Genomic DNA, 16,887 nt, shown 5'->3' with positions numbered 1-16,887 from the left:
GCTTGCTTTTCCGCGACCGGGGCCCGAATCCCCATGACCGGGACTCGAATCGAGGAATCAGTACGAACCGGCCGAATCGAACGGATCGGCGAGTAGGCTCCGTAGTGCCTGAAGTGACGTGGTGATTCCTCGGTGGGAGGGGTTGGCGTGGGAGCTTTTCGGAGTGTGATCGCGGTGGTGCTGGGTGGAGTGCTGCTGTCGGTCGCCGGGGGCGCCGCTGCGACGACCGCGCAGGCCGCGGGGCTCGGAGGGTGCGCGCGGGGCAATGTGCTGACCGGGAACCGGATGCCCGGGACCGGAAGCGCGGGGCAGAGTGTGCGGCGGGCGGCGGATCTGTGGGGATGTTCCAGTGCGCTGCTGCCCGGTATCGATTCCGGGCATTTTTCCGCTGAGCTGCCGTGGCTCGGGTTCGGGGCCCCTACGTCGGGGACGTTCACCTGGTCGGACGGCAGTGTCAGCACGGCGACGGGGCTGCCGAATACGTTGTGGACGATCACGTCCGGGCCCGCGAGCGGGCACACCATTCAATTCCAGCTCGAGTGGCCGATGAACGGCGATTGGTACTACACCGACAACAGCATGGCCGTTGCCGGTGCGACCTTCGTGCAGTGACTTCGCGTCAGTTGGGTTGCGCGGCCGCGGGATCGGCGGCGGGGGCGATGCCGGGGACAACGCTGTTGGCATAGGTGAGGGCCGCGTCGATGGCGGGCTGGCCGCCCGACTGCTGCAGGCCCAGGGCGCCGCCGATGAGGGCGCCGACGACCAGGCCGATCGGCGCGGTGATGAAGTCGAGGACGAACAGGCCCGCGGGGAAGCCGAGCAGGAAACCGATGGCGCCGCCGATGGCCGCGCCGGTGGCGACCGCGGGCATATTGGCCTGCACCACATCGAAGAAGCGCTGCTGGGCGTCGATATCACGCAGCGGGGCGGCGGATTCGGCGACGGGGGTGAGGGTGAGCCGCCGGTTGTCGGTGTCGATGGCGGGCGTGAGTGCGAGCGTCTTACCGGCGATATCGTATTTCAGTGGGACGGTGGCGATTACGCGTCCGGAGTCATCGGTGGCGATGACGGCTTCGCCGTCCCAGGTGGTCAGGAACTGCCCGGTCTGCAGGGTCCCGATGGTGGAGCGGTGATCGTCGGAAAGCGCTACCTGATAGCCGATCCCGTGATCGGTGCCCTGCACGGTGAGCGGTGTCGCGGCCGGCGCGGGGGCGGGCTCGGCGGTAGCTGCAGCGCTGACGGTGACAGCGGCCGTCAGGCAAAGTAGCACTGGCGCAGTGGCCCTGGTCATTCCCATGGACGAGAAACGTACCCGCGCCGGGTGGGGGAGCGGAACCCCTGCGGCGCATATGCGCCGCTCCGCTCACTTTCCGGAGAGAGCGCGGGTGATGCGGTCCCCGGCGGCGCGCAATTCCGCTGTCAGCTCCGGAGAGTCGCGGACCTGCAGCTCGAACCCGAGTGAGAGCAGCTGTGCGGCAAGCCATTCGGGTGCGTCATCGCGTTCGCCGGCCATGCGGCAGGTCTGCTCGTCGATGGCGGTGATCTCGCCCGGCTGGTCGCCCACCCGGCCTGCCACCCGGTAGCTGGGTGCGTGGATGATCACATCGACGCGCCAGGTCCTTGTGCCCCAGTCGGTCCGGTCGCCGACGATATAGGCGGCGGCATCGGCGGCGGGCAGTTCCCGGGGTGTGAAGCGGGCTCCGGTGGGCTGTGGCGATTCGACGCGATCCACCCGGAAGCTGCGCCAGGCCTGGCGATCGAGATCGAATCCGACCAGATACCAGCGCCGCTGATTGGTGGCGAGGCCGATCGGCTCGATATTGCGCCGCGATTCGGCGCCCTTCGCATCCCGATAGGCGAATCGCACCCGTTCGTGATTGGTGATGGTCGCGGCCAGCGTGGCGAGTACCTCGGGGTCGGCGGTCGGTCCGGCCGGGTTGAAGGTGGCGGTGGCCGCGCCGATGACGCGCACCCGGCGGCGCAGTTTGGCGGGCAGCACCTGTTCGAGCTTGGCGAGCGCGCGCACCGAGGCCTCTTCGATTCCCGCCACGGCCTGCCCCGCGGCGGCCCGCAGTCCGACCGCGATGGCAATGGCCTCCTCGTCGTCGAGCACCAGCGGCGGCATGGCGGCCCCGGCTGTCAGCCGATATCCGCCGGTGACGCCGAGCGTCGCCTCGACCGGATAGCCGAGCTCCCGCAACCGGTCGATATCCCGGCGTACCGTCCGATCACTGACCCCGAGCCTGTCGGCCAGTTCGCTCCCCGGCCATTCGCGCGGAGTCTGCAGCAGGGACAGCAGTTGCAGCAGCCGCGCCGGTGTATCACTCATACGCTCGATGATCCGGCACAACTAGGTCTGGAGCTGTCCTAGATGCCCTCGGGTGTCGCCGGCGCCTGTACGGCGCTCTCGGCGGGTTCGCCGAGCCGGACCACCACGACGCCGGTGAGGATCAGGACGCCGCCGAGTAATTGAATGGGGTGCGGGGTCTGGCCCAGCAGCGCCCAGGCGAAGAGGATCGCGGCGAGCACCTCGGTGAGGGCGGCGAAGGAGGCCAGCCGGGAGCCGAGCGCCCGCGTCGCCGCGATGCCGGTGACATAGGCCAGGGCCGCCGTGATCACGCCGAGGGCGAGCAGCGGAATCCACCACCAGGTGGTGAAGCCTTCGAAGGCAACGGCATTCGCGGTGGCGTGCAGCGGGAAGATGCCGACGAGCCCGGCGAGTAGGATGCTCAGGCCGCCGACGATCAGTCCGCTGGTGGCCAGCACGGTGCCGGGGATGCCGTCGCCGGTGCGGCCGGAGAGGATGAAATACGCTGCCGCGCCGACCATCGCGCCGAGCGCCCAGGCGATGCCGATCCAGCTGGTGGCCGCTCCGGAGCGCAGATCCAGCACCAGCAGCAGTCCGGCGATGCCGATGAGCGCACCGAGAACCGTTGCGCGCCCTGGCCGTTGCCGATGGCGCAGCCACAGCCAGCCGATGACGGCGATCGGTGCGGTGTACTCGATGAGCAGCGCCACGCCGACATCCATGTGCGCGACGGCATTGAAGTAGGCGAGCTGCGCGCCCGCCACCGCGAGCAGGCCGTATCCGGCGAGCAGGGAGGCATTGCGGCGCAGCAGATCCCAGTCGCCGCGCAGCTGGCGCAGGGCGAAGGGCAGCAGGACGGCGGCGCCGAGCAGTACGCGCACGATGACCACGGCGGCGGGACTCCAGCCCGCATCGATGAGCCCGCGGGCCAGCGCGCCGGAGAGCCCGAAGGACGATGCGGACAGGGCCGCGAAGATCAGCCCGGTGCGGAGCCGGCTGCGCGCGGGTGCGTCATGAGTCAACGTCGCCATGACTGATGACGCTAAGCGGCCCGTGTGTAATATGTCAACATGCTTTTTGCTGATGACACGGTCGCCTCCCTGGCCGCCGCGGTCGATCTGGTGAATTCGGCGGAGGATCCGGACACCATGACCGAGACCGCCCAGCTGCGAGAGTTCTTCGTCCGGCACGGCTATACGGGCACCCGCACCGGTGAGGCCGCCGAACTGGCCGCCGTCCGCGCCCAGCGCGCCCCCCTGCGCCGCCTGCTGACCAGCGACAGGAGCACCGCCGTCGAACTGGTCAACACCATCCTCGCCGAGCACCGCGCGGTGCCGCAGCTGGTGCGCCACGACAATCTCGACTATCACATCCACGCGGTCCCCGCCGAGGCCCCGCTGCCCGTCCGCATTGCCGTCGAAACCGCCATGGCCATGATCGACCTCATCCGTTCCGACGAACTCAGCCGCCTCGCCGTCTGCGCCGACGACACCTGCGACGGCATCGTTCTCGACCTGTCCCGCAACCGTTCCCGCCGCTACTGCAGCACCGCCTGCGGCAACCGCAATGCCGTGGCCGCCTACCGCGCCCGGCAGCGCTAGCTCGCGGAGGCACACCGTCCGGGCCCCTTGACGGTCCCGGCGTGGCCCGGTGATCGGGGCGGTTCGGTGTTAGCGTGCCCCTGGCGGTATGAGTTCGATGGGGATTTCGAGGCATGACGATGAATACGCAAGCGGCCCTGCGTCCTTACGATGTGGTGTTGGTCGGCGGTGGAATCATGAGCGCGACGCTAGGAATTCTGCTCAAGCAGGTGGAGCCGACCTGGTCGATCGCTGTGTACGAACGCCTGCCGGAACTCGGCGCCGAGGCCTCCGCCGCCTGGAACAATGCCGGAACCGGGCATGCCGGACTGTGCGAACTCGATTACACCGGTGAGAATCCGGACGGCTCGGTGAATATCACCAGGGCCGTCGCCCTCAATGAGCAATTCCAGCAGAGCCGGCAGTTGTGGGCGTCGCTGGTCGAGGCCGAAATCCTGGGCAAGCCGGATACTTTCATCAATCCGGTACCGCATATGACGCTGGTGCAGGGCGCCGAGGATGTCGACTATCTGCGGCGCAGGCAGGAGACCCTGTCGGCGCACCACCTTTTCGAGTCCATGCGATTCAGTTCCGAATCGAAGGTCATCGAGGGCTGGGCGCCGCTGCTGACCGAGCGGCGCGGCCTGTACGAACCGTTCGCCGCGACCCGCGACGGCACCGGCAGCGATATCGATTTCGGTGCGCTCACCCGCCAGATGTTCGAACATCTGGAATCCGCCGGAGTCGAAATACACCGGCGCTGCGAGGTGCGCGGTCTGCGCAAGAACAATGACGGCTCCTGGCAATTGCGCATCCATCAGTTCACCGATAACGATCGCCTCACCCGGCGGGTCGATGCCCGTTTCATTTTCGCGGGCACCGGCGGCTGGGCGCTGAAACTGTTGCAGCAGGCCGGTATTCCGGAGGTGCACGGGTATGGACTGGTTCCGGTGAGCAGTCGTTTCCTGCGCTGTGACAATCCGGAGGTGGTCGAGCAGCACGATGCCAAGGTGTACGGCCGGGCCGCACCCGGCGCACCGCCGATATCGGTGCCGCACTTGGATTCCCGGGTGATCGACGGTAAGCGGGCGCTGCTGTTCGGCCCCTATGCCGGAGCGGTGCCGAAGTTCCTGCGGACCGGGTCGATCCTGGATGCGCCGGCGGCACTGCGCCCGCACAATGTGGCGCCGATCGCCTCGATGATGAAGAGCAATCCGGGCCTGATGTGGCAGGTGCTGTCGCAGGTGACCGCCACCCGCGGCCGGAAGCTGGCCGCGCTGCGCGAATTCGCGCCTGCCGCCGCGGCGGCGGACTGGTCGATGGTCACCGCCGGTCAGTACGCCCAGCTGGTGCAGCGGTCCGCGGATGGCCGCGGGGTACTGCAATTCGATACGGAGGTGATCGCCGCGCCGGATGGTTCGATCGCCGCGGTGCTGGGCGCCGCGCCCGGTGCGGCCACCGCCCCCGCCATGCTGCTGGAGGTGCTGGAGCGCAGCTTCCCGCGGTACCGCCGCATCTGGGCGCCGCGGCTGCGGGAGCTGATTCCGACGCTCGGCTCGAGTCTGGCCGGGGATGCCCGGCTGGCCCGGCGCACCATGGTGCGGACCGCCGAAACCCTGGGTCTGGAGCTGCCGAACGCCGGGTGAGCAGGTCCCGGCGGAACGGGGACGTGGACAAGCCTCTCCGCACCCGGTATGAAATTAGAACACGTTTCAATTTCGAACACCGGCTACAGGAGATGCGATGGACAGCGCCACCATGGGCGAACAGGTGATGGCCGGTTTTCAGAAGCTCGGCTTCATCCAGTTCACCGGTATCGAAGGGGTCGACTACGCGTCCGGCCGCAATGTCGTCCGCATGGCCGCCAAGCCGGAACACTTCAACCACAATGGCGATGTGCACGCGGCCCTGCTCTTCGGGCTGGCCGAGACCGCCGCCATGGGCGCGTCCATCTCCGGCATCGTGGATCTGCTCGGCGACACCTTCATCGTCGCCCGCGACGGCCGCATCGAATACCTCGCCCGCGCCAAGGGTGAGGCGAGCCCGTTCCTGGCCACCGCCGAACTCACCGCCGACGTCATCGAGCAGACCCGCGCGAACATCCAGTCCCGCACGGAAATCGAACTCGAAGTCCCCGTCAGCATTACCGACAGCACCGGCAAAGCCGTAGCGAAAGCTGCCTTCACCGCGGTCATCCGCCCGCGCCGCAAGTAGCGCACCCTCGCCCGGCCCTGCCGTCGGTGGTTCAGCGCTCGCTGTCGAGCATGGCCATCTGGGCGTCGGCGTAGCGGCCGCCGGCGACCTGGTCGGCGGGGACGGCTGCCTCGATGGCGGCGAGTTCGCCGGCCGAGAGCCGGATATCCACTGCCGCAAGGGCTTCGGACCAGCGCTCGGGGCGGCGGGCGCCGATGATCGGGACGATGTCCGTGCCGCGGGACAGGGCCCAGGCGATGGCCAGCTGCGCCACGCTCACGTCGTGACGGGCCGCGATCTCGGCGAGTGCGTCCACCAGGCGCAGGTTGGCGGTGAGGTTCTCACCCTGGAAGCGCGGGCTGTGCGCGCGGAAGTCGCTGGGGGCGAATTGTGCTCCGCCGCGCAGGGAATCGCTCAGCAGACCGCGCGAGAGCACGCCGTAGGCGGTGATGCCGATGCTGAGTTCCCGTGCGGTGGGCAGGATTTCGGCCTCGATGCCGCGCGAGAGGAGTGAGTACTCGATCTGCAGATCGGCGATCGGGTGTACGGCGGCGGCCCGGCGCAGGGTCTCCGCGCCCACCTCGGACAGGCCGATGTGCCGCACGTATCCGGCCTGCACCAGCTCGGCCAGTGCGCCGACGGTCTCCTCGATCGGCACATTCGGGTCCAGCCGCGCGGGCCGGTAGATGTCGATGTGGTCGACGCCGAGCCGCTGCAGCGAGTACGCGAGGAAATTGCGCAGGGCCGCGGGGCGGGTGTCCACGCCGCCGAAGCCGCCGTCGGGTCCGCGCAGCGCGCCGAATTTCACGCTGAGCAGGTAATCCTCTCGTTTGCGGTCGGCGAGGGCGCGGCCGAGCAGCATTTCGTTGTGGCCCATGCCGTAGAAGTCGCCGGTATCGATGAGGTTCGCGCCGGAATCCAGGGCCGCGTGCACGGTGGCGACGGAGACGGCGTCATCGCTGCTGCCGTACATGCCGGACATACCCATGGCGCCGAGGCCGATGCGGGAAACGCTGGGCCCGGTCTTGCCGAGCTGGACTGTGTCGAGGTTCGTCATGGGATAAACGATGCGCCCTCGACTGGGGATCCGGCAGAGATCGCCTATCGGGGGATAGCCAGTCCCTGGATCGCACTCCGGGGGTGCGGGACAGTGGAGGAGTGAACCGCGACGAACTTGCCGATTTCCTGCGCCGCCGCCGGGAGAGCCTGCAGCCGGCCGCCGTCGGCCTGCCCGAGGGCCTGCGTCGTCGCACCCCCGGTCTGCGCCGCGATGAGGTCGCCATGCTCGCGGGCATGTCGACGGACTATTACACCCGCCTGGAGCAGGCCCGCGGCCCGCGCCCGTCCACCCAGGTGCTCGGCTCCCTGGCCCGCGCCCTGCGCTTCACCGACAGCGAGCGCGACCACCTCTATTACCTGGCCGGACAGCAGCCGCCCGCGCGCGGCGGTGACACCCACGTCGGTCCCGGCATCCTGCACGTCCTGGCCAAACTCGACGACACCCCTGCCTGCGTCATCTCCGATCTGGGCGAGGTGCTGGTCCAGAACCGGATGCACACCCTGGTCAGCGGCGATTTCTCGCAGCGCCGCGGCCTGGACCGCTGTATCCCCTGGCTGTGGTTCAGCGCGACCACCGAGCGCCACCGCTTCCCGCCCGAGGACCATGCCGTCATGGGCCGCCATCACGTGGCCGGGCTGCGCGCCACCGCCGCCCGCCGCGCCGGCGACGCCGATGTCACCGATCTGGTCGCCCGCCTGCGCGCCGCCAGCCCCGAATTCGAGGAGCTCTGGCACGAGCACGAGGTTCGCGCCCACCCCGGCCACGACAAACGCATGATCCACCCGGAAGTCGGTCTCCTGGAACTGATCTGCGAGCCCCTGCTCACCCCCAGCGCCACCCGCCAGCTCCTGGTCTACTACCCCAAGTCCGGCACCGACACCCAGGAAAAACTCGATCTCCTCCGCGTGATCGGCACCCAAAATCTCACGCACCACCCCTGAGTAGCTGCGCGCCAGGCTCTTTCGTCGGAACGATGCCGCAGGCAGGCTCTCGGCCGAACGTGGCGAGACTCGTTGCGCCGCTGCGGGTGTGGATCCCGGCCCAAAGCATGCCGGGACGGCGGTGGAATGTCAGATGGGTGCGCGTTCGGAAGATGCTGTGGCTGAGATGAATTCGGCCCCGGACGGATGTCCGGGGCCGAATCCTTTTCAGCGGGCGCTGGTCAGTAGCGGCGCTTGCGGGGTTTCAGGTGCAGGGGTGGGAGGGGTGGGGCGGGGATGCGTTCTTCGGGGGTGTGGCCGGGAATGTCGGGGAAGCGGGCGAGATCGTGGTTCTCCCAGTCGTTTCGGGCCGCTTCGATCTCCTCGTGGCTGCGGGCCACGAAGTTCCACCACATGACCAGATCTTCGGTGAAGGGTTCGCCGCCGAGCAGGAGCAGGCGGGCGCCCTCGGTATCGTGCAGGCGCAGTTCGGTGCGGTCGCTGCCCAGGTAGAAGAGCGATCCGGGGGCGACCACGGTGGTGTCGACGGTGAGTTCGCCCTCGATCACCAGGACCGCGTGCTCGAATTCCGGGCGCAGCGGCAGCCGGACATCGGCGTGCGGCTGGACCCGCAGTTCCGCGCCGACGATCGGGGTGTAGGCGGTGGCGGGGGAGGTGACGTCGCCGAGTGTGCCGATCAGGACCGTGCCCAGCACTCCGGCATGACCGTCCTCGCTCAGGGCGAATGTCGGGAGTTCCCGGTGCTGCTCGAAATGCGGTGCGATAGCGGCGGTTTCACCGGGAAGCGCGATCCACAGCTGTAATCCCGCACCCGATTCGTGCCCGGCCACCCGGTACTCCGAGTGGTCGATGCCGCGACCGGAGGTCATGATGTTCAGCTGTCCGGGCTCGATCTCCACATCCGAGCCGACACTGTCGCGGTGCCGGATGCGCCCGTTCAAAGGCCAAGTGACCGTTTGCAATCCGATGTGCGGATGCGGATCGATATCGTGCCCTTCGGGATTCGCCTCCGAACCGGAACCGAATTCGTCGAGGAAGCACCAGGCGCCGACGGTCGGCAGATCGCGCTGCGGCAGCGAGCGGTGCACGGTCACCCCGCGCACCCCGCCGAGCGGCACTTCCCGCGCGGGGAAGAATTCGGCGCGCGGACCCGGCCGGCCGGACGCCTCGCACAGCGACTCCTCCGGATTCGGCTCCAGGTCGCTCATCGCTTGATGCCCTTGCCGACCACGTGTTCGTCGTATTCCGGATGCTTGTCCAGCCAGGCCTTGATGAACGGGCAGCGCGGCACGATGACATTGCCGCGGGCGATCACATCCTCGATCGCCTGGCGGGCGAGCGCACTGCCCAGCCCCTTACCGCCGAACGCACTGTCCACCTCGGTGTGGATGAAGGTGGTGTCGTTGTCCCGTTCGCGGTATTCGGTGAACCCGGCGAGCGAGTTGCCGTACCAGACTTCATAACGGTGCTGCGAGTCGTTGCGGACGACGGTGGTCGCCACGGCTTGTTCGCTCATTGTTCAGTTCTCCTTCCGCACCCGTACCGGATGTTTGCTCAGTATCGAGACGCGATTGAATGTGCCCATGGTGGCCGCGGCCCAGATGAGAACCGACATCTGGTCATCCGACAAGTGTTGCCGCGCAGCAGCATACCTACGTTGCATACATTCCTCCCCGGGCAGCGAAGTCACCGTTTCGGCGAGGATGAGGGCGGCCTGCTCCTGCTCGGAGTAGAGGTTCGGGCTGCGCTGCCACGCGTCCAGCACCGCGAGCTGCTGCGCCGTGACCCCGGCCTCGAGGGCGGCTCGATGATGGGCGTCGAGGCAGTACGCGCAACCATTGAGCTGCGAGACGCGCACATTCACCAATTCCATCACCGCCCGCCCCAAATCGACTGCGGCAGCGGCATTGCGCACCGCCAGCGCGACATCACTGAGCGCGTGGAAGACCTCGGGTGTCTGTTTGTCTATCCAGACACGGTCATGGGATACGGGCGACTGCATAGTGGTCGCATACTAAGCCGCGAATGTGAAACGTGCCCTCCGGTTTGTGAATCACGCCGTGTCCGCGCCGGGCTCGTGCGCTAGAGCGCCAGCTGTTCTTCGGCGACGCATCCGGTCAGCACGGCCGGCTGATCCACCCCGCGATCGCCCTCGTACAGGGCGATCTTGTAGTCGAGAACCGCCACGGTCTGCCGCAGTTCCTCGATCTGGGCGAGCACGTCGGTGCGCGTGCGCCGGAACATCTCCAGCCGCTCGGGGAAGGTGTGCTCACCGGCCCGCACCAGTTCCGCGTAGCGCACCATATCGGCCACCGGCATACCCGTCAGCCGCAGCTTCGCGATCAGCGCCAGCCAGTCCAGATCGCGATCGCAGAAGCGCCGCTGCCCGGCGTGATCGCGGCCCACGTAGTTCAGCAGGCCGATGCGCTCGTACCAGCGCAGCGTGTCCCGGCTCAGGCCGCTGCGTTCGGAGACCTCGCCGATCGAATACCGCGGGCGCTCGTAGTCGGCGCCGTGTGATGTGGGTGCTGCGCTGTTCCGCGCGGGTGCTGCGGTGCTCACGGTCTCGCCCCTCTCGGTGGAACATTCCGACGGTAGCCACCTGGAGTGCACTCCAAGCAAGTCCCATTCTGCCGAATCCCGGCAATACGCGCCTACGCTGGGGTCATGGCAAAAGACATTGATCGGGTTCGGGCGCGGTCGGCGCTGGAGACCGTCAAGGAAAATCCGGTGATCGCGGCTATTGCGATTCTGCCGGTGCTGGCAGTGTTCGGCGTGCTCTGGGCGGTGGCGGGGTTCTTCTGGGCGCTGCTGCTGCTCTTGGTCGTCGGCGGCGTCGTGGTCTGGAGGGGGAAGCTGCTGGGCTAGCCCCAGTCTCCTGTCGTGACAGCTAGCGCGGCACGTGAAAGCGGACGAGTTCGCCCGTGCCCGGATCGACGGCCGCCCACGGCCGGTCGAATTCCAGAATCGCCAGCGCCGAGGTGGGGAATTTCGCGCTGAGTTCCGCCGCCGCGTCCGAATCCCGGTTGGCGGCCAATTCCCAAGCGGTCCACGGCATTCCGGGGGAGTGCCCGACCATCAGCAGCGTCTGCACGTCATCGTCGGCCAGCTGCGCCAACTGGATGAGCGAGTGCGGCGTCGCCTCGTACATGGACTCCTCGTACGACACCGGCGCGGTGATGCCGGTCGCCGCGAGCGTCTCGCGGGTGCGGGTCGCCGTCGAGCACAGCACGGCGTCGATGGGCGGCTGGGTCGCGCGCAGCCAGTCCCCGGCCAATCCGGCCTCACGCAGGCCACGCGGCGCGAGCGGTCGTTCATGGTCCGCCACGCCGTCCGGGTAGCCGGATTTGCCGTGGCGCATCAAGATGAGAGTCCGTGCCATGTGCACTACGGTATTCCCCACCCCGCTACCTGCCGAGACTGGTGTCACAACACCCGATCCCGCTCCCGGCAGGAGACCCGCCTCACACTCGAGGCACACTGAAGGTGGCGTGACACCTGCGTGCCGACAGGCACCGGAACGCCGCATATATTAGAACGTGTTCTACCGCCCTGCTCGAACCCCGAGCGGAGTAGCACCACGCGACTGTTTCGAGGATCTGCGAGATATGGCCTATGTGATCACGCAGCGTTGTTGCAACGACGCCAGCTGCGTACCCGAGTGTCCGGTCGATTGCATTCGTCCCACTCCTGAGCAACGCGAGTTCGCGACGACCGAGCAGCTCTACATCGACCCCGATACCTGCATCGACTGCGGTGCGTGCGTCGATGCCTGCCCGGTGGACGCCATCTTCTCCGAAGATGACCTGCTCGCGTCGCTGGCCAGGTTCCAGGACATCAATGCCGCGTACTTCGTCCGGCACCCCCTGGAGTCGAACTTCGAGCCGCTGGTGCCGCCCAGCCGCGCGCCCAAGGAGCTGGGCACCCTGCGCGTCGCCATCGTCGGCGCCGGGCCGGCCGCCAGCTACGCGGCCGAGGAGCTACTGCGCCGCGCCGATGTGGAGGTGGAGCTGTTCGACCGGCTGCCCACCCCCTACGGCCTGGTGCGCGCGGGCGTCGCCCCGGATCACCCGGGCACCAAATCGGTGGCGACCCTGTTCGAGTCGGCCTTCCGCCGCGACGCACTGGCGTTCCGGCTCAATGTCGAGGTCGGCAAGCACATTTCGCACGAGGAGCTGCTGCGGCACCACCACGCGGTGCTGTACGCGCACGGCGCCTCCACCGATCGCCGCCTCGGCGTCCCGGGTGAGGAGCTGTCCGGCAGCATTTCGGCCACCGAATTCGTCGCCTGGTACAACGGGCATCCGGATTTCGCGGACCGCGAATTCGATCTGTCCGGTGAGCGGGCCGTCATCGTCGGCAACGGCAATGTCGCGCTGGATGTCGCGCGCGTGCTGACCGTCGATCCGGATGTGCTGGCCAAGACCGATATCGCCGACCATGCCCTGGATGCGCTGCGCCGCAGCAATATCCAGGAGGTCGTGGTGCTCGGCCGCCGTGGGCCGCTGCAGGCCGCCTACACCTCCTCGGAGTTCCTGGCGCTGGGGCATCTGAAGGGCGTCGACATCATTGTCGATCCCGCCGATCTGGAGCTCGATCCGGCCAGCCGGGCGGAGCTCGAGGATCCCCAGGTGGAGCCCTCGCTGAAGCTCAAGTACACGCTCGCGCAGGAGTACTCGGTCAACAAGCCGAAGCCGGGCAACAAGCGAATCGTCTTCCACTATCTGGTTTCTCCGACCGAGATCACCGGCGACGGCAAGGTCGAGACCGTCGAGTACGTGCACAACGAACTCGTCAAGGAGGAGGGCGGCACCGTGGCGCGCCCGTCCGATCGCACCGGCAGCCTGCAGGCGTCGCTCGTGCTGCGCTCGGTCGGCTACCGGGGCACGGCCATCGCCGACATCCCGTTCGACGAGAGCCGGGGCGTGGTCCCCAATGCCGGTGGCCGCGTGCTCGATGCGGACGGCAACCCGGTGCAGGGCGTCTACGTCTCCGGCTGGATCAAGCGCGGCCCGCGCGGTGTCATCGGCTCCAACCGGGTCGACTCGCAGGAAACCGTCGATCACCTGATCGCCGATTTCACCAACGGCAAACTGGTTGCGCCGCAGGCGGACCGGCAGGCCCTCGCGGCGCTGCTGACCGAACGGCAGCCCGATATGGTCGGCAGGGAAGGCTGGAAGGCCATCGATCAGGCGGAGCGCACCGCGGGCAAGGCTGCGGGCCGCCCCCGCGTCAAGTTCACCAGCCTCGAGGATCTCCTCAAGGCCGCCAAGGGCTGAGCGCGATACCCGAACGCCCCGCGATATCTGAAACAGTGCGGCCCCTCCGAATCGGAGGGGCCGCACTGCTGTCCGCAGATGCCGTGCCGGGTTCCGCGCGGCCGCAGCGTAATCCGCTGCGTCAGTGCGCGAGCAGGTTGATCAGGAGGCCGTCCTTGGCGCAGATGGACGGGATGGCGGGGTCGGGCTGGGCATTGCAGCTCCAGCCGTCGATGCCGGCCACATCGGTATCGCTGACGGTCTGCACGTATTGCGTTGCGACATTGATGGCTTCGGTGCAGCCGACGCGCCCGGCCGGGGTGCCGACCGCGATGATGGTGCGGAGGCCGCCGCCCGCATCGGTGACCGTGCCGCAGCTGGCGTCGCCGACCGGGGCCGGGGAAGTGGTGGGCGGCGGGGTGGTTGTCGGCGGGGCGGGCGGAGTGGGGGCCGCCGTACCGCGCAGGCCGAGCAGGAAGCCGTCCTTGAAGCAGATGCGCGGAACGTCGGTGTCGGGCTGCGGTTCACAGGTCCAGCCGTCCACCTGTGCGGCATCGCCGGTGCGGGTGGCATTGACGTAATCGCTGGCGACCGTGACGGCCTCGGTGCAGCCCGGGATACCGGCCTGGTTCGAGTACGCGATCACATCCGAGGAGCCACCGTTGGCTCCGGTGACCGGTCCGCAGTTCACATCGGCGGGCGAGGGCGTCGGCGCGGGCGGCCGAGTCGGATTGGGCGACTGTGTCGGGCCGGCGGGCCCCGGCGCGGTGGTGGCCGTGCCCGCGGCGCTCGTGGCCTTGGCGGTGGTGGTGCTCGTCGCCGAATCGGAGGAGTGGCCGCAGGCGGTCAGCCCGACCACCAGTGCCGGCGCGGCCGCGAGCAGTGTGAGGCGGGCGAATCTCATGTCGGCGAACTCCTCTTCTCGACCACCGCACGGTGATCGGCACTGCGAGAGTCTGCCAGGCTAATTGTCAGCGAACGTTATTTCACCGGGAATGTCCGGCGAGCAGCATCATTCGATCAGACCGGCAGCGGGCCGATCCGGACCGTGGTGGTGGTGATTCCGCCGACCACGAACCACAGCCGCAGCACCGGATATCCGGTCCGGTCGCCGGGCTCGTAGCGGCTGCGCACACTCACGTGCTGCCGCGCCAGCACCGGCGCGATGTATTCGATGACCGCGCGATGCGGCCCGGCCACCAGCTTCGGATAGTCGACCAGGTACTGCTCCACGGCCTGCCAGTACGCGGCATTGTTCACGTGGTTGTACTGGTCGATATCCGTGGCGCGCACCGGAAATGTGAGGTCGGCGTCGGATTCCGGTGGCGTCTGATCGACCAGCCAGGGCCGCCAGCGCAGCCGGTGCTCACTGGTCGTGCGCGAGAGCTCGGCCAGTCCCTCATCGCTGATGCGGGTCGGCATATTGGTGAACTCGTTGATATTGATCCAGAAACCCTCGGTCTCGATGAGACCGCCGTTCTCACTGGTGACCCGGACCCGCATATTCGTCCAGCGGGTGGACATGGCCGAACACCAGCGTGTCAGCTCCACCCGTTCCGGCCAGTGGATCGGCCGCACCACGTCCACGACCGTGCGGCGCACGATCCAGGCCGGGTCGGTGCGATGGAAGAACCCGGAATGCATTTCCTCCCAGGCAATGTCCTGCAAATAACGGGCTACGGCGTCGAAACGCACCCGTTGATAGGGATCCACATCGCCAGCCCGGACGGGCCACGCCGTGGCGAAACCCATGCCCTCCTGGGGAAGCGGGGCGAGTGGCTGATCGAGTGACACTGGTGCTCCTCGCGCTGCACAGGTGTGCCGCGTTTCGTGCGGTGCTTGCTGTGACTCGACTTTACGGGGCGTGTGTCACACACTCGCGGCGAGTCGCCCCTACTTGTCTCGGACCGCTCCTGATTCACGCACGGAATGACAGTCCGCCGCCCGGCCCGTAGCCTTTTCCCGTTGCACGAAAGCACGGGGAGGGCGACGCGGGTGGCTGCGGAAAACAGGGCCGGTTCGCGGTTCGGACAGTACGAATTGCGCCGGCTGCTCGGCGTCGGCGGCATGGGTGAGGTCTACGAGGCGCACGACACGGTGCGCGACCGCGTGGTGGCGCTCAAACTCCTCGATGTAGACCTGGCCAAGTCGGCTACCTATGTGGAGCGCTTTCGCCGGGAATCCCGCACGGCGGCCCGATTGCAGGAGCCGCACGTCATTCCGGTGCACGACTGGGGTGAGGTGGACGGAGTCCTGTTCATCGATATGCGCCTCGTGCGCGGCCAGGACCTCAGCGCGCACCTGGCGACGCACGGTCCACTGACGCCGCAGCAGGCCGTGGAGGTGGTCGAGCAGATCGCCGCCGCCCTGGACGCCGCGCACGAAAGCGGTCTGGTGCATCGCGATGTCAAACCCGCCAATATTCTGCTGACCGGTGAATTGTTCGCGTACCTGGTCGATTTCGGCATTGCGCACGCGGAATCGGATATGCAGCTCACCACCGCGGGCAGCGCTATCGGGTCGTTCGCGTATATGGCGCCGGAACGCTTCGAGCACAGCACCGGCGCGTCGATCAGCGCCGATATCTACGCGCTGGCATGCGTGCTGTACGAAAGTCTCGTCGGTGAGACGCCGTTTCGCACCGATGGTCATCTGGCCACCATTCACGCGCACATGATGACTCCGCCGCCGCAACCCAGCCTGCGCGCGGGCGTACCCGCCGGTTTCGATCAGGTGATCGCGACCGGTATGGCAAAGGATCCGGCCCGCCGCTACACCTCGGCGAACCAGCTGGCCCGGGCCGCCCGGGCGGCGCTGTCGCCCGCTCAACCGCCCGTCACGGTCCCGCCGCGCGCGGGGGGACCGGCTGTCTCACAACCGATTCCGCTCGTCTACCCGCCGACCGGAAGCACGCGGTCACCGGCCGCATCGAACGGCCGTCCCGCCACGGCCCCGCTCGCACCGCCGCCGAAGCGGATCCTGCGACCGGTCGTGGCGGTCGGGGGCGTGCTCGTGGGCATGGTGCTGCTCGGGGGCGTGCTGGGCTGGCGGCTGTGGTCCGGCGACGACGTCGCCGGTGGCACGACCGGCGGCGGTACGACGACGGCAACGACCACCACGGGCGCCGTCACCACCACGGTCGCACCGTATGTCGGCACCGTATCCGACACGGACGCACAGGGTTTCGTCGGCGGCCTGCGCTGTAATGCCAGTGATCCGGCCCTGGCCGTCGGCACGACGGCGGCCTCTCGGCTCGTGGTGTGCCGGACCGATACCGGCCGCTACTACTACAGGGGGCTTCGGATCAGCGACGGTGCGACCCAGGAGATCGATGATCCGGTCCCGGTCGGAATCGGCGGATTCACCGCGACCAATCCCGCCGACGGGACCAAATATCTCATCACCACGCACGCGCTGACCATTGTCAAGGCCGGTCAGATCCTGGCCACCGAGCCGATGCTCGAATACGCCCACCGCTGACGATTTCCCTTCAGGGACATGACAGGCCGGTGCGCGGGCCGTAGCCTTTTCCTGGGGTAGGACAACA

General features: G+C 68.0%; 19 protein-coding genes. 8 read left to right on the top strand and 11 right to left on the bottom strand.

The genetic code is table 11. The features are described from left to right. Positions 1-147 precede the first annotated feature (147 nt). The gene (locus OG326_RS40520) at positions 148-612 is read left to right on the top strand and encodes a hypothetical protein (RefSeq protein ID WP_327142378.1); all 465 of its coding nucleotides are present in this window, start codon (positions 148-150) and stop codon (positions 610-612) included. A gap of 7 nt (positions 613-619) precedes the next feature. Here OG326_RS40520 and OG326_RS40515 read toward each other — a convergent pair whose 3' ends face one another. The 3 genes from OG326_RS40515 to OG326_RS40505 all read right to left on the bottom strand — a co-directional run bounded on the left by OG326_RS40515 (position 620) and on the right by OG326_RS40505 (position 3,339). Then, positions 620-1,297 (bottom strand): hypothetical protein, encoded by a 678-nt coding sequence (locus tag OG326_RS40515; RefSeq protein ID WP_327142377.1) that lies wholly within the window; start codon positions 1,295-1,297, stop codon positions 620-622. A 66-nt stretch (positions 1,298-1,363) separates the two neighbouring features. Then, positions 1,364-2,329: a helix-turn-helix transcriptional regulator gene (locus tag OG326_RS40510; RefSeq protein WP_327142376.1), complete on the bottom strand. Its 966-nt coding sequence runs from the start codon at positions 2,327-2,329 to the stop codon at positions 1,364-1,366. Positions 2,330-2,367: 38 nt separating this feature from the next. After that, entirely contained in the window at positions 2,368-3,339 is a 972-nt protein-coding gene (locus OG326_RS40505; RefSeq protein WP_327142375.1) for an EamA family transporter, read from the bottom strand. 39 nt (positions 3,340-3,378) lie between these two features. Here OG326_RS40505 and OG326_RS40500 point away from each other — a divergent pair, with 39 nt between their 5' ends. The 3 genes from OG326_RS40500 (at position 3,379) to OG326_RS40490 (ending at position 6,102) form a co-directional block, all read left to right on the top strand. Then, entirely contained in the window at positions 3,379-3,909 is a 531-nt protein-coding gene (locus OG326_RS40500) for a CGNR zinc finger domain-containing protein (protein ID WP_327142374.1), read from the top strand. 113 nt (positions 3,910-4,022) lie between these two features. Continuing rightward, positions 4,023-5,534 (top strand): malate dehydrogenase (quinone), encoded by a 1,512-nt coding sequence (gene mqo, locus OG326_RS40495; RefSeq protein ID WP_327142373.1) that lies wholly within the window; start codon positions 4,023-4,025, stop codon positions 5,532-5,534. 97 nt (positions 5,535-5,631) lie between these two features. Then, the gene (locus OG326_RS40490; protein ID WP_327142372.1) at positions 5,632-6,102 is read left to right on the top strand and encodes a PaaI family thioesterase; all 471 of its coding nucleotides are present in this window, start codon (positions 5,632-5,634) and stop codon (positions 6,100-6,102) included. A gap of 31 nt (positions 6,103-6,133) precedes the next feature. Here the strand turns inward: OG326_RS40490 and OG326_RS40485 are convergent, their stop codons facing one another. Then, entirely contained in the window at positions 6,134-7,138 is a 1,005-nt protein-coding gene (locus tag OG326_RS40485; RefSeq protein WP_327142371.1) for an aldo/keto reductase, read from the bottom strand. 101 nt (positions 7,139-7,239) lie between these two features. Here OG326_RS40485 and OG326_RS40480 point away from each other — a divergent pair, with 101 nt between their 5' ends. Beyond that, on the top strand, positions 7,240-8,082 hold the full coding sequence (locus OG326_RS40480) for a helix-turn-helix transcriptional regulator (RefSeq protein ID WP_327142370.1): 843 nt from the start codon (positions 7,240-7,242) through the stop codon (positions 8,080-8,082). A gap of 221 nt (positions 8,083-8,303) precedes the next feature. Here OG326_RS40480 and OG326_RS40475 read toward each other — a convergent pair whose 3' ends face one another. The 4 genes from OG326_RS40475 to OG326_RS40460 form a co-directional block, all read right to left on the bottom strand. After that, the gene (locus OG326_RS40475) at positions 8,304-9,290 is read right to left on the bottom strand and encodes a pirin family protein (protein WP_327142369.1); all 987 of its coding nucleotides are present in this window, start codon (positions 9,288-9,290) and stop codon (positions 8,304-8,306) included. Then, on the bottom strand, positions 9,287-9,598 hold the full coding sequence (locus tag OG326_RS40470) for a GNAT family N-acetyltransferase (RefSeq protein ID WP_327142368.1): 312 nt from the start codon (positions 9,596-9,598) through the stop codon (positions 9,287-9,289). The genes OG326_RS40475 and OG326_RS40470 overlap by 4 nt, the downstream gene beginning before the upstream one ends. 3 nt (positions 9,599-9,601) lie before the next feature. Then, on the bottom strand, positions 9,602-10,084 hold the full coding sequence (locus OG326_RS40465) for a carboxymuconolactone decarboxylase family protein (RefSeq protein WP_327142367.1): 483 nt from the start codon (positions 10,082-10,084) through the stop codon (positions 9,602-9,604). Between the two features lie 80 nt (positions 10,085-10,164). Further along, positions 10,165-10,644, bottom strand: a complete 480-nt coding sequence (locus tag OG326_RS40460; RefSeq protein WP_327142366.1) for a MerR family transcriptional regulator — start codon at positions 10,642-10,644, stop codon at positions 10,165-10,167. Positions 10,645-10,749: 105 nt separating this feature from the next. On the opposite strand from OG326_RS40460, the gene OG326_RS40455 reads away from it, so the two are divergent. Further along, entirely contained in the window at positions 10,750-10,950 is a 201-nt protein-coding gene (locus OG326_RS40455; protein WP_327142365.1) for a hypothetical protein, read from the top strand. Positions 10,951-10,972: 22 nt separating this feature from the next. Here the strand turns inward: OG326_RS40455 and OG326_RS40450 are convergent, their stop codons facing one another. Beyond that, positions 10,973-11,464: a SixA phosphatase family protein gene (locus OG326_RS40450; RefSeq protein WP_327142364.1), complete on the bottom strand. Its 492-nt coding sequence runs from the start codon at positions 11,462-11,464 to the stop codon at positions 10,973-10,975. A 226-nt stretch (positions 11,465-11,690) separates the two neighbouring features. On the opposite strand from OG326_RS40450, the gene OG326_RS40445 reads away from it, so the two are divergent. Then, complete coding sequence (locus OG326_RS40445; protein ID WP_327142363.1) at positions 11,691-13,361, top strand: FAD-dependent oxidoreductase; 1,671 nt, start codon at positions 11,691-11,693, stop codon at positions 13,359-13,361. Between the two features lie 121 nt (positions 13,362-13,482). On the opposite strand, the gene OG326_RS40440 is transcribed toward OG326_RS40445, so the two are convergent. Together OG326_RS40440 and OG326_RS40435 are read right to left on the bottom strand one after the other, a co-directional pair. Further along, on the bottom strand, positions 13,483-14,244 hold the full coding sequence (locus OG326_RS40440) for a hypothetical protein (protein ID WP_327142362.1): 762 nt from the start codon (positions 14,242-14,244) through the stop codon (positions 13,483-13,485). Between the two features lie 116 nt (positions 14,245-14,360). After that, positions 14,361-15,134, bottom strand: coding sequence for an acyl-[acyl-carrier-protein] thioesterase (locus tag OG326_RS40435; RefSeq protein ID WP_297628770.1), 774 nt, complete (start codon positions 15,132-15,134; stop codon positions 14,361-14,363). Between the two features lie 201 nt (positions 15,135-15,335). On the opposite strand from OG326_RS40435, the gene OG326_RS40430 reads away from it, so the two are divergent. Further along, positions 15,336-16,820, top strand: coding sequence for a serine/threonine-protein kinase (locus tag OG326_RS40430; protein ID WP_327142361.1), 1,485 nt, complete (start codon positions 15,336-15,338; stop codon positions 16,818-16,820). Positions 16,821-16,887: the final 67 nt, after the last annotated feature.

Source organism: Nocardia sp. NBC_01327 (assembly GCF_035958815.1).
In the GTDB taxonomy this organism is placed as follows: Bacteria; Actinomycetota; Actinomycetes; order Mycobacteriales; family Mycobacteriaceae; genus Nocardia.
This window is presented reverse-complemented; position numbering and strand designations above follow the sequence as displayed.

What these genes read in the sequence shown, in the direction of transcription:
- OG326_RS40500 (WP_327142374.1), top strand. Translation starts at nt 3,379, where the DNA reads ATGCTTTTTGCTGATGACACGGTCGCCTCCCTGGCCGCCGCGGTCGAT.
- OG326_RS40445 (WP_327142363.1), top strand. Translation starts at nt 11,691, where the DNA reads ATGGCCTATGTGATCACGCAGCGTTGTTGCAACGACGCCAGCTGCGTA.
- OG326_RS40450 (WP_327142364.1), bottom strand. Translation starts at nt 11,464, where the DNA reads ATGGCACGGACTCTCATCTTGATGCGCCACGGCAAATCCGGCTACCCG.
- mqo (WP_327142373.1), top strand. Translation starts at nt 4,023, where the DNA reads ATGACGATGAATACGCAAGCGGCCCTGCGTCCTTACGATGTGGTGTTG.
- OG326_RS40440 (WP_327142362.1), bottom strand. Translation starts at nt 14,244, where the DNA reads ATGAGATTCGCCCGCCTCACACTGCTCGCGGCCGCGCCGGCACTGGTG.
- OG326_RS40475 (WP_327142369.1), bottom strand. Translation starts at nt 9,290, where the DNA reads ATGAGCGACCTGGAGCCGAATCCGGAGGAGTCGCTGTGCGAGGCGTCC.
- OG326_RS40505 (WP_327142375.1), bottom strand. Translation starts at nt 3,339, where the DNA reads ATGGCGACGTTGACTCATGACGCACCCGCGCGCAGCCGGCTCCGCACC.
- OG326_RS40455 (WP_327142365.1), top strand. Translation starts at nt 10,750, where the DNA reads ATGGCAAAAGACATTGATCGGGTTCGGGCGCGGTCGGCGCTGGAGACC.
- OG326_RS40470 (WP_327142368.1), bottom strand. Translation starts at nt 9,598, where the DNA reads ATGAGCGAACAAGCCGTGGCGACCACCGTCGTCCGCAACGACTCGCAG.
- OG326_RS40490 (WP_327142372.1), top strand. Translation starts at nt 5,632, where the DNA reads ATGGACAGCGCCACCATGGGCGAACAGGTGATGGCCGGTTTTCAGAAG.
- OG326_RS40465 (WP_327142367.1), bottom strand. Translation starts at nt 10,084, where the DNA reads ATGCAGTCGCCCGTATCCCATGACCGTGTCTGGATAGACAAACAGACA.
- OG326_RS40515 (WP_327142377.1), bottom strand. Translation starts at nt 1,297, where the DNA reads ATGGGAATGACCAGGGCCACTGCGCCAGTGCTACTTTGCCTGACGGCC.
- OG326_RS40485 (WP_327142371.1), bottom strand. Translation starts at nt 7,138, where the DNA reads ATGACGAACCTCGACACAGTCCAGCTCGGCAAGACCGGGCCCAGCGTT.
- OG326_RS40510 (WP_327142376.1), bottom strand. Translation starts at nt 2,329, where the DNA reads ATGAGTGATACACCGGCGCGGCTGCTGCAACTGCTGTCCCTGCTGCAG.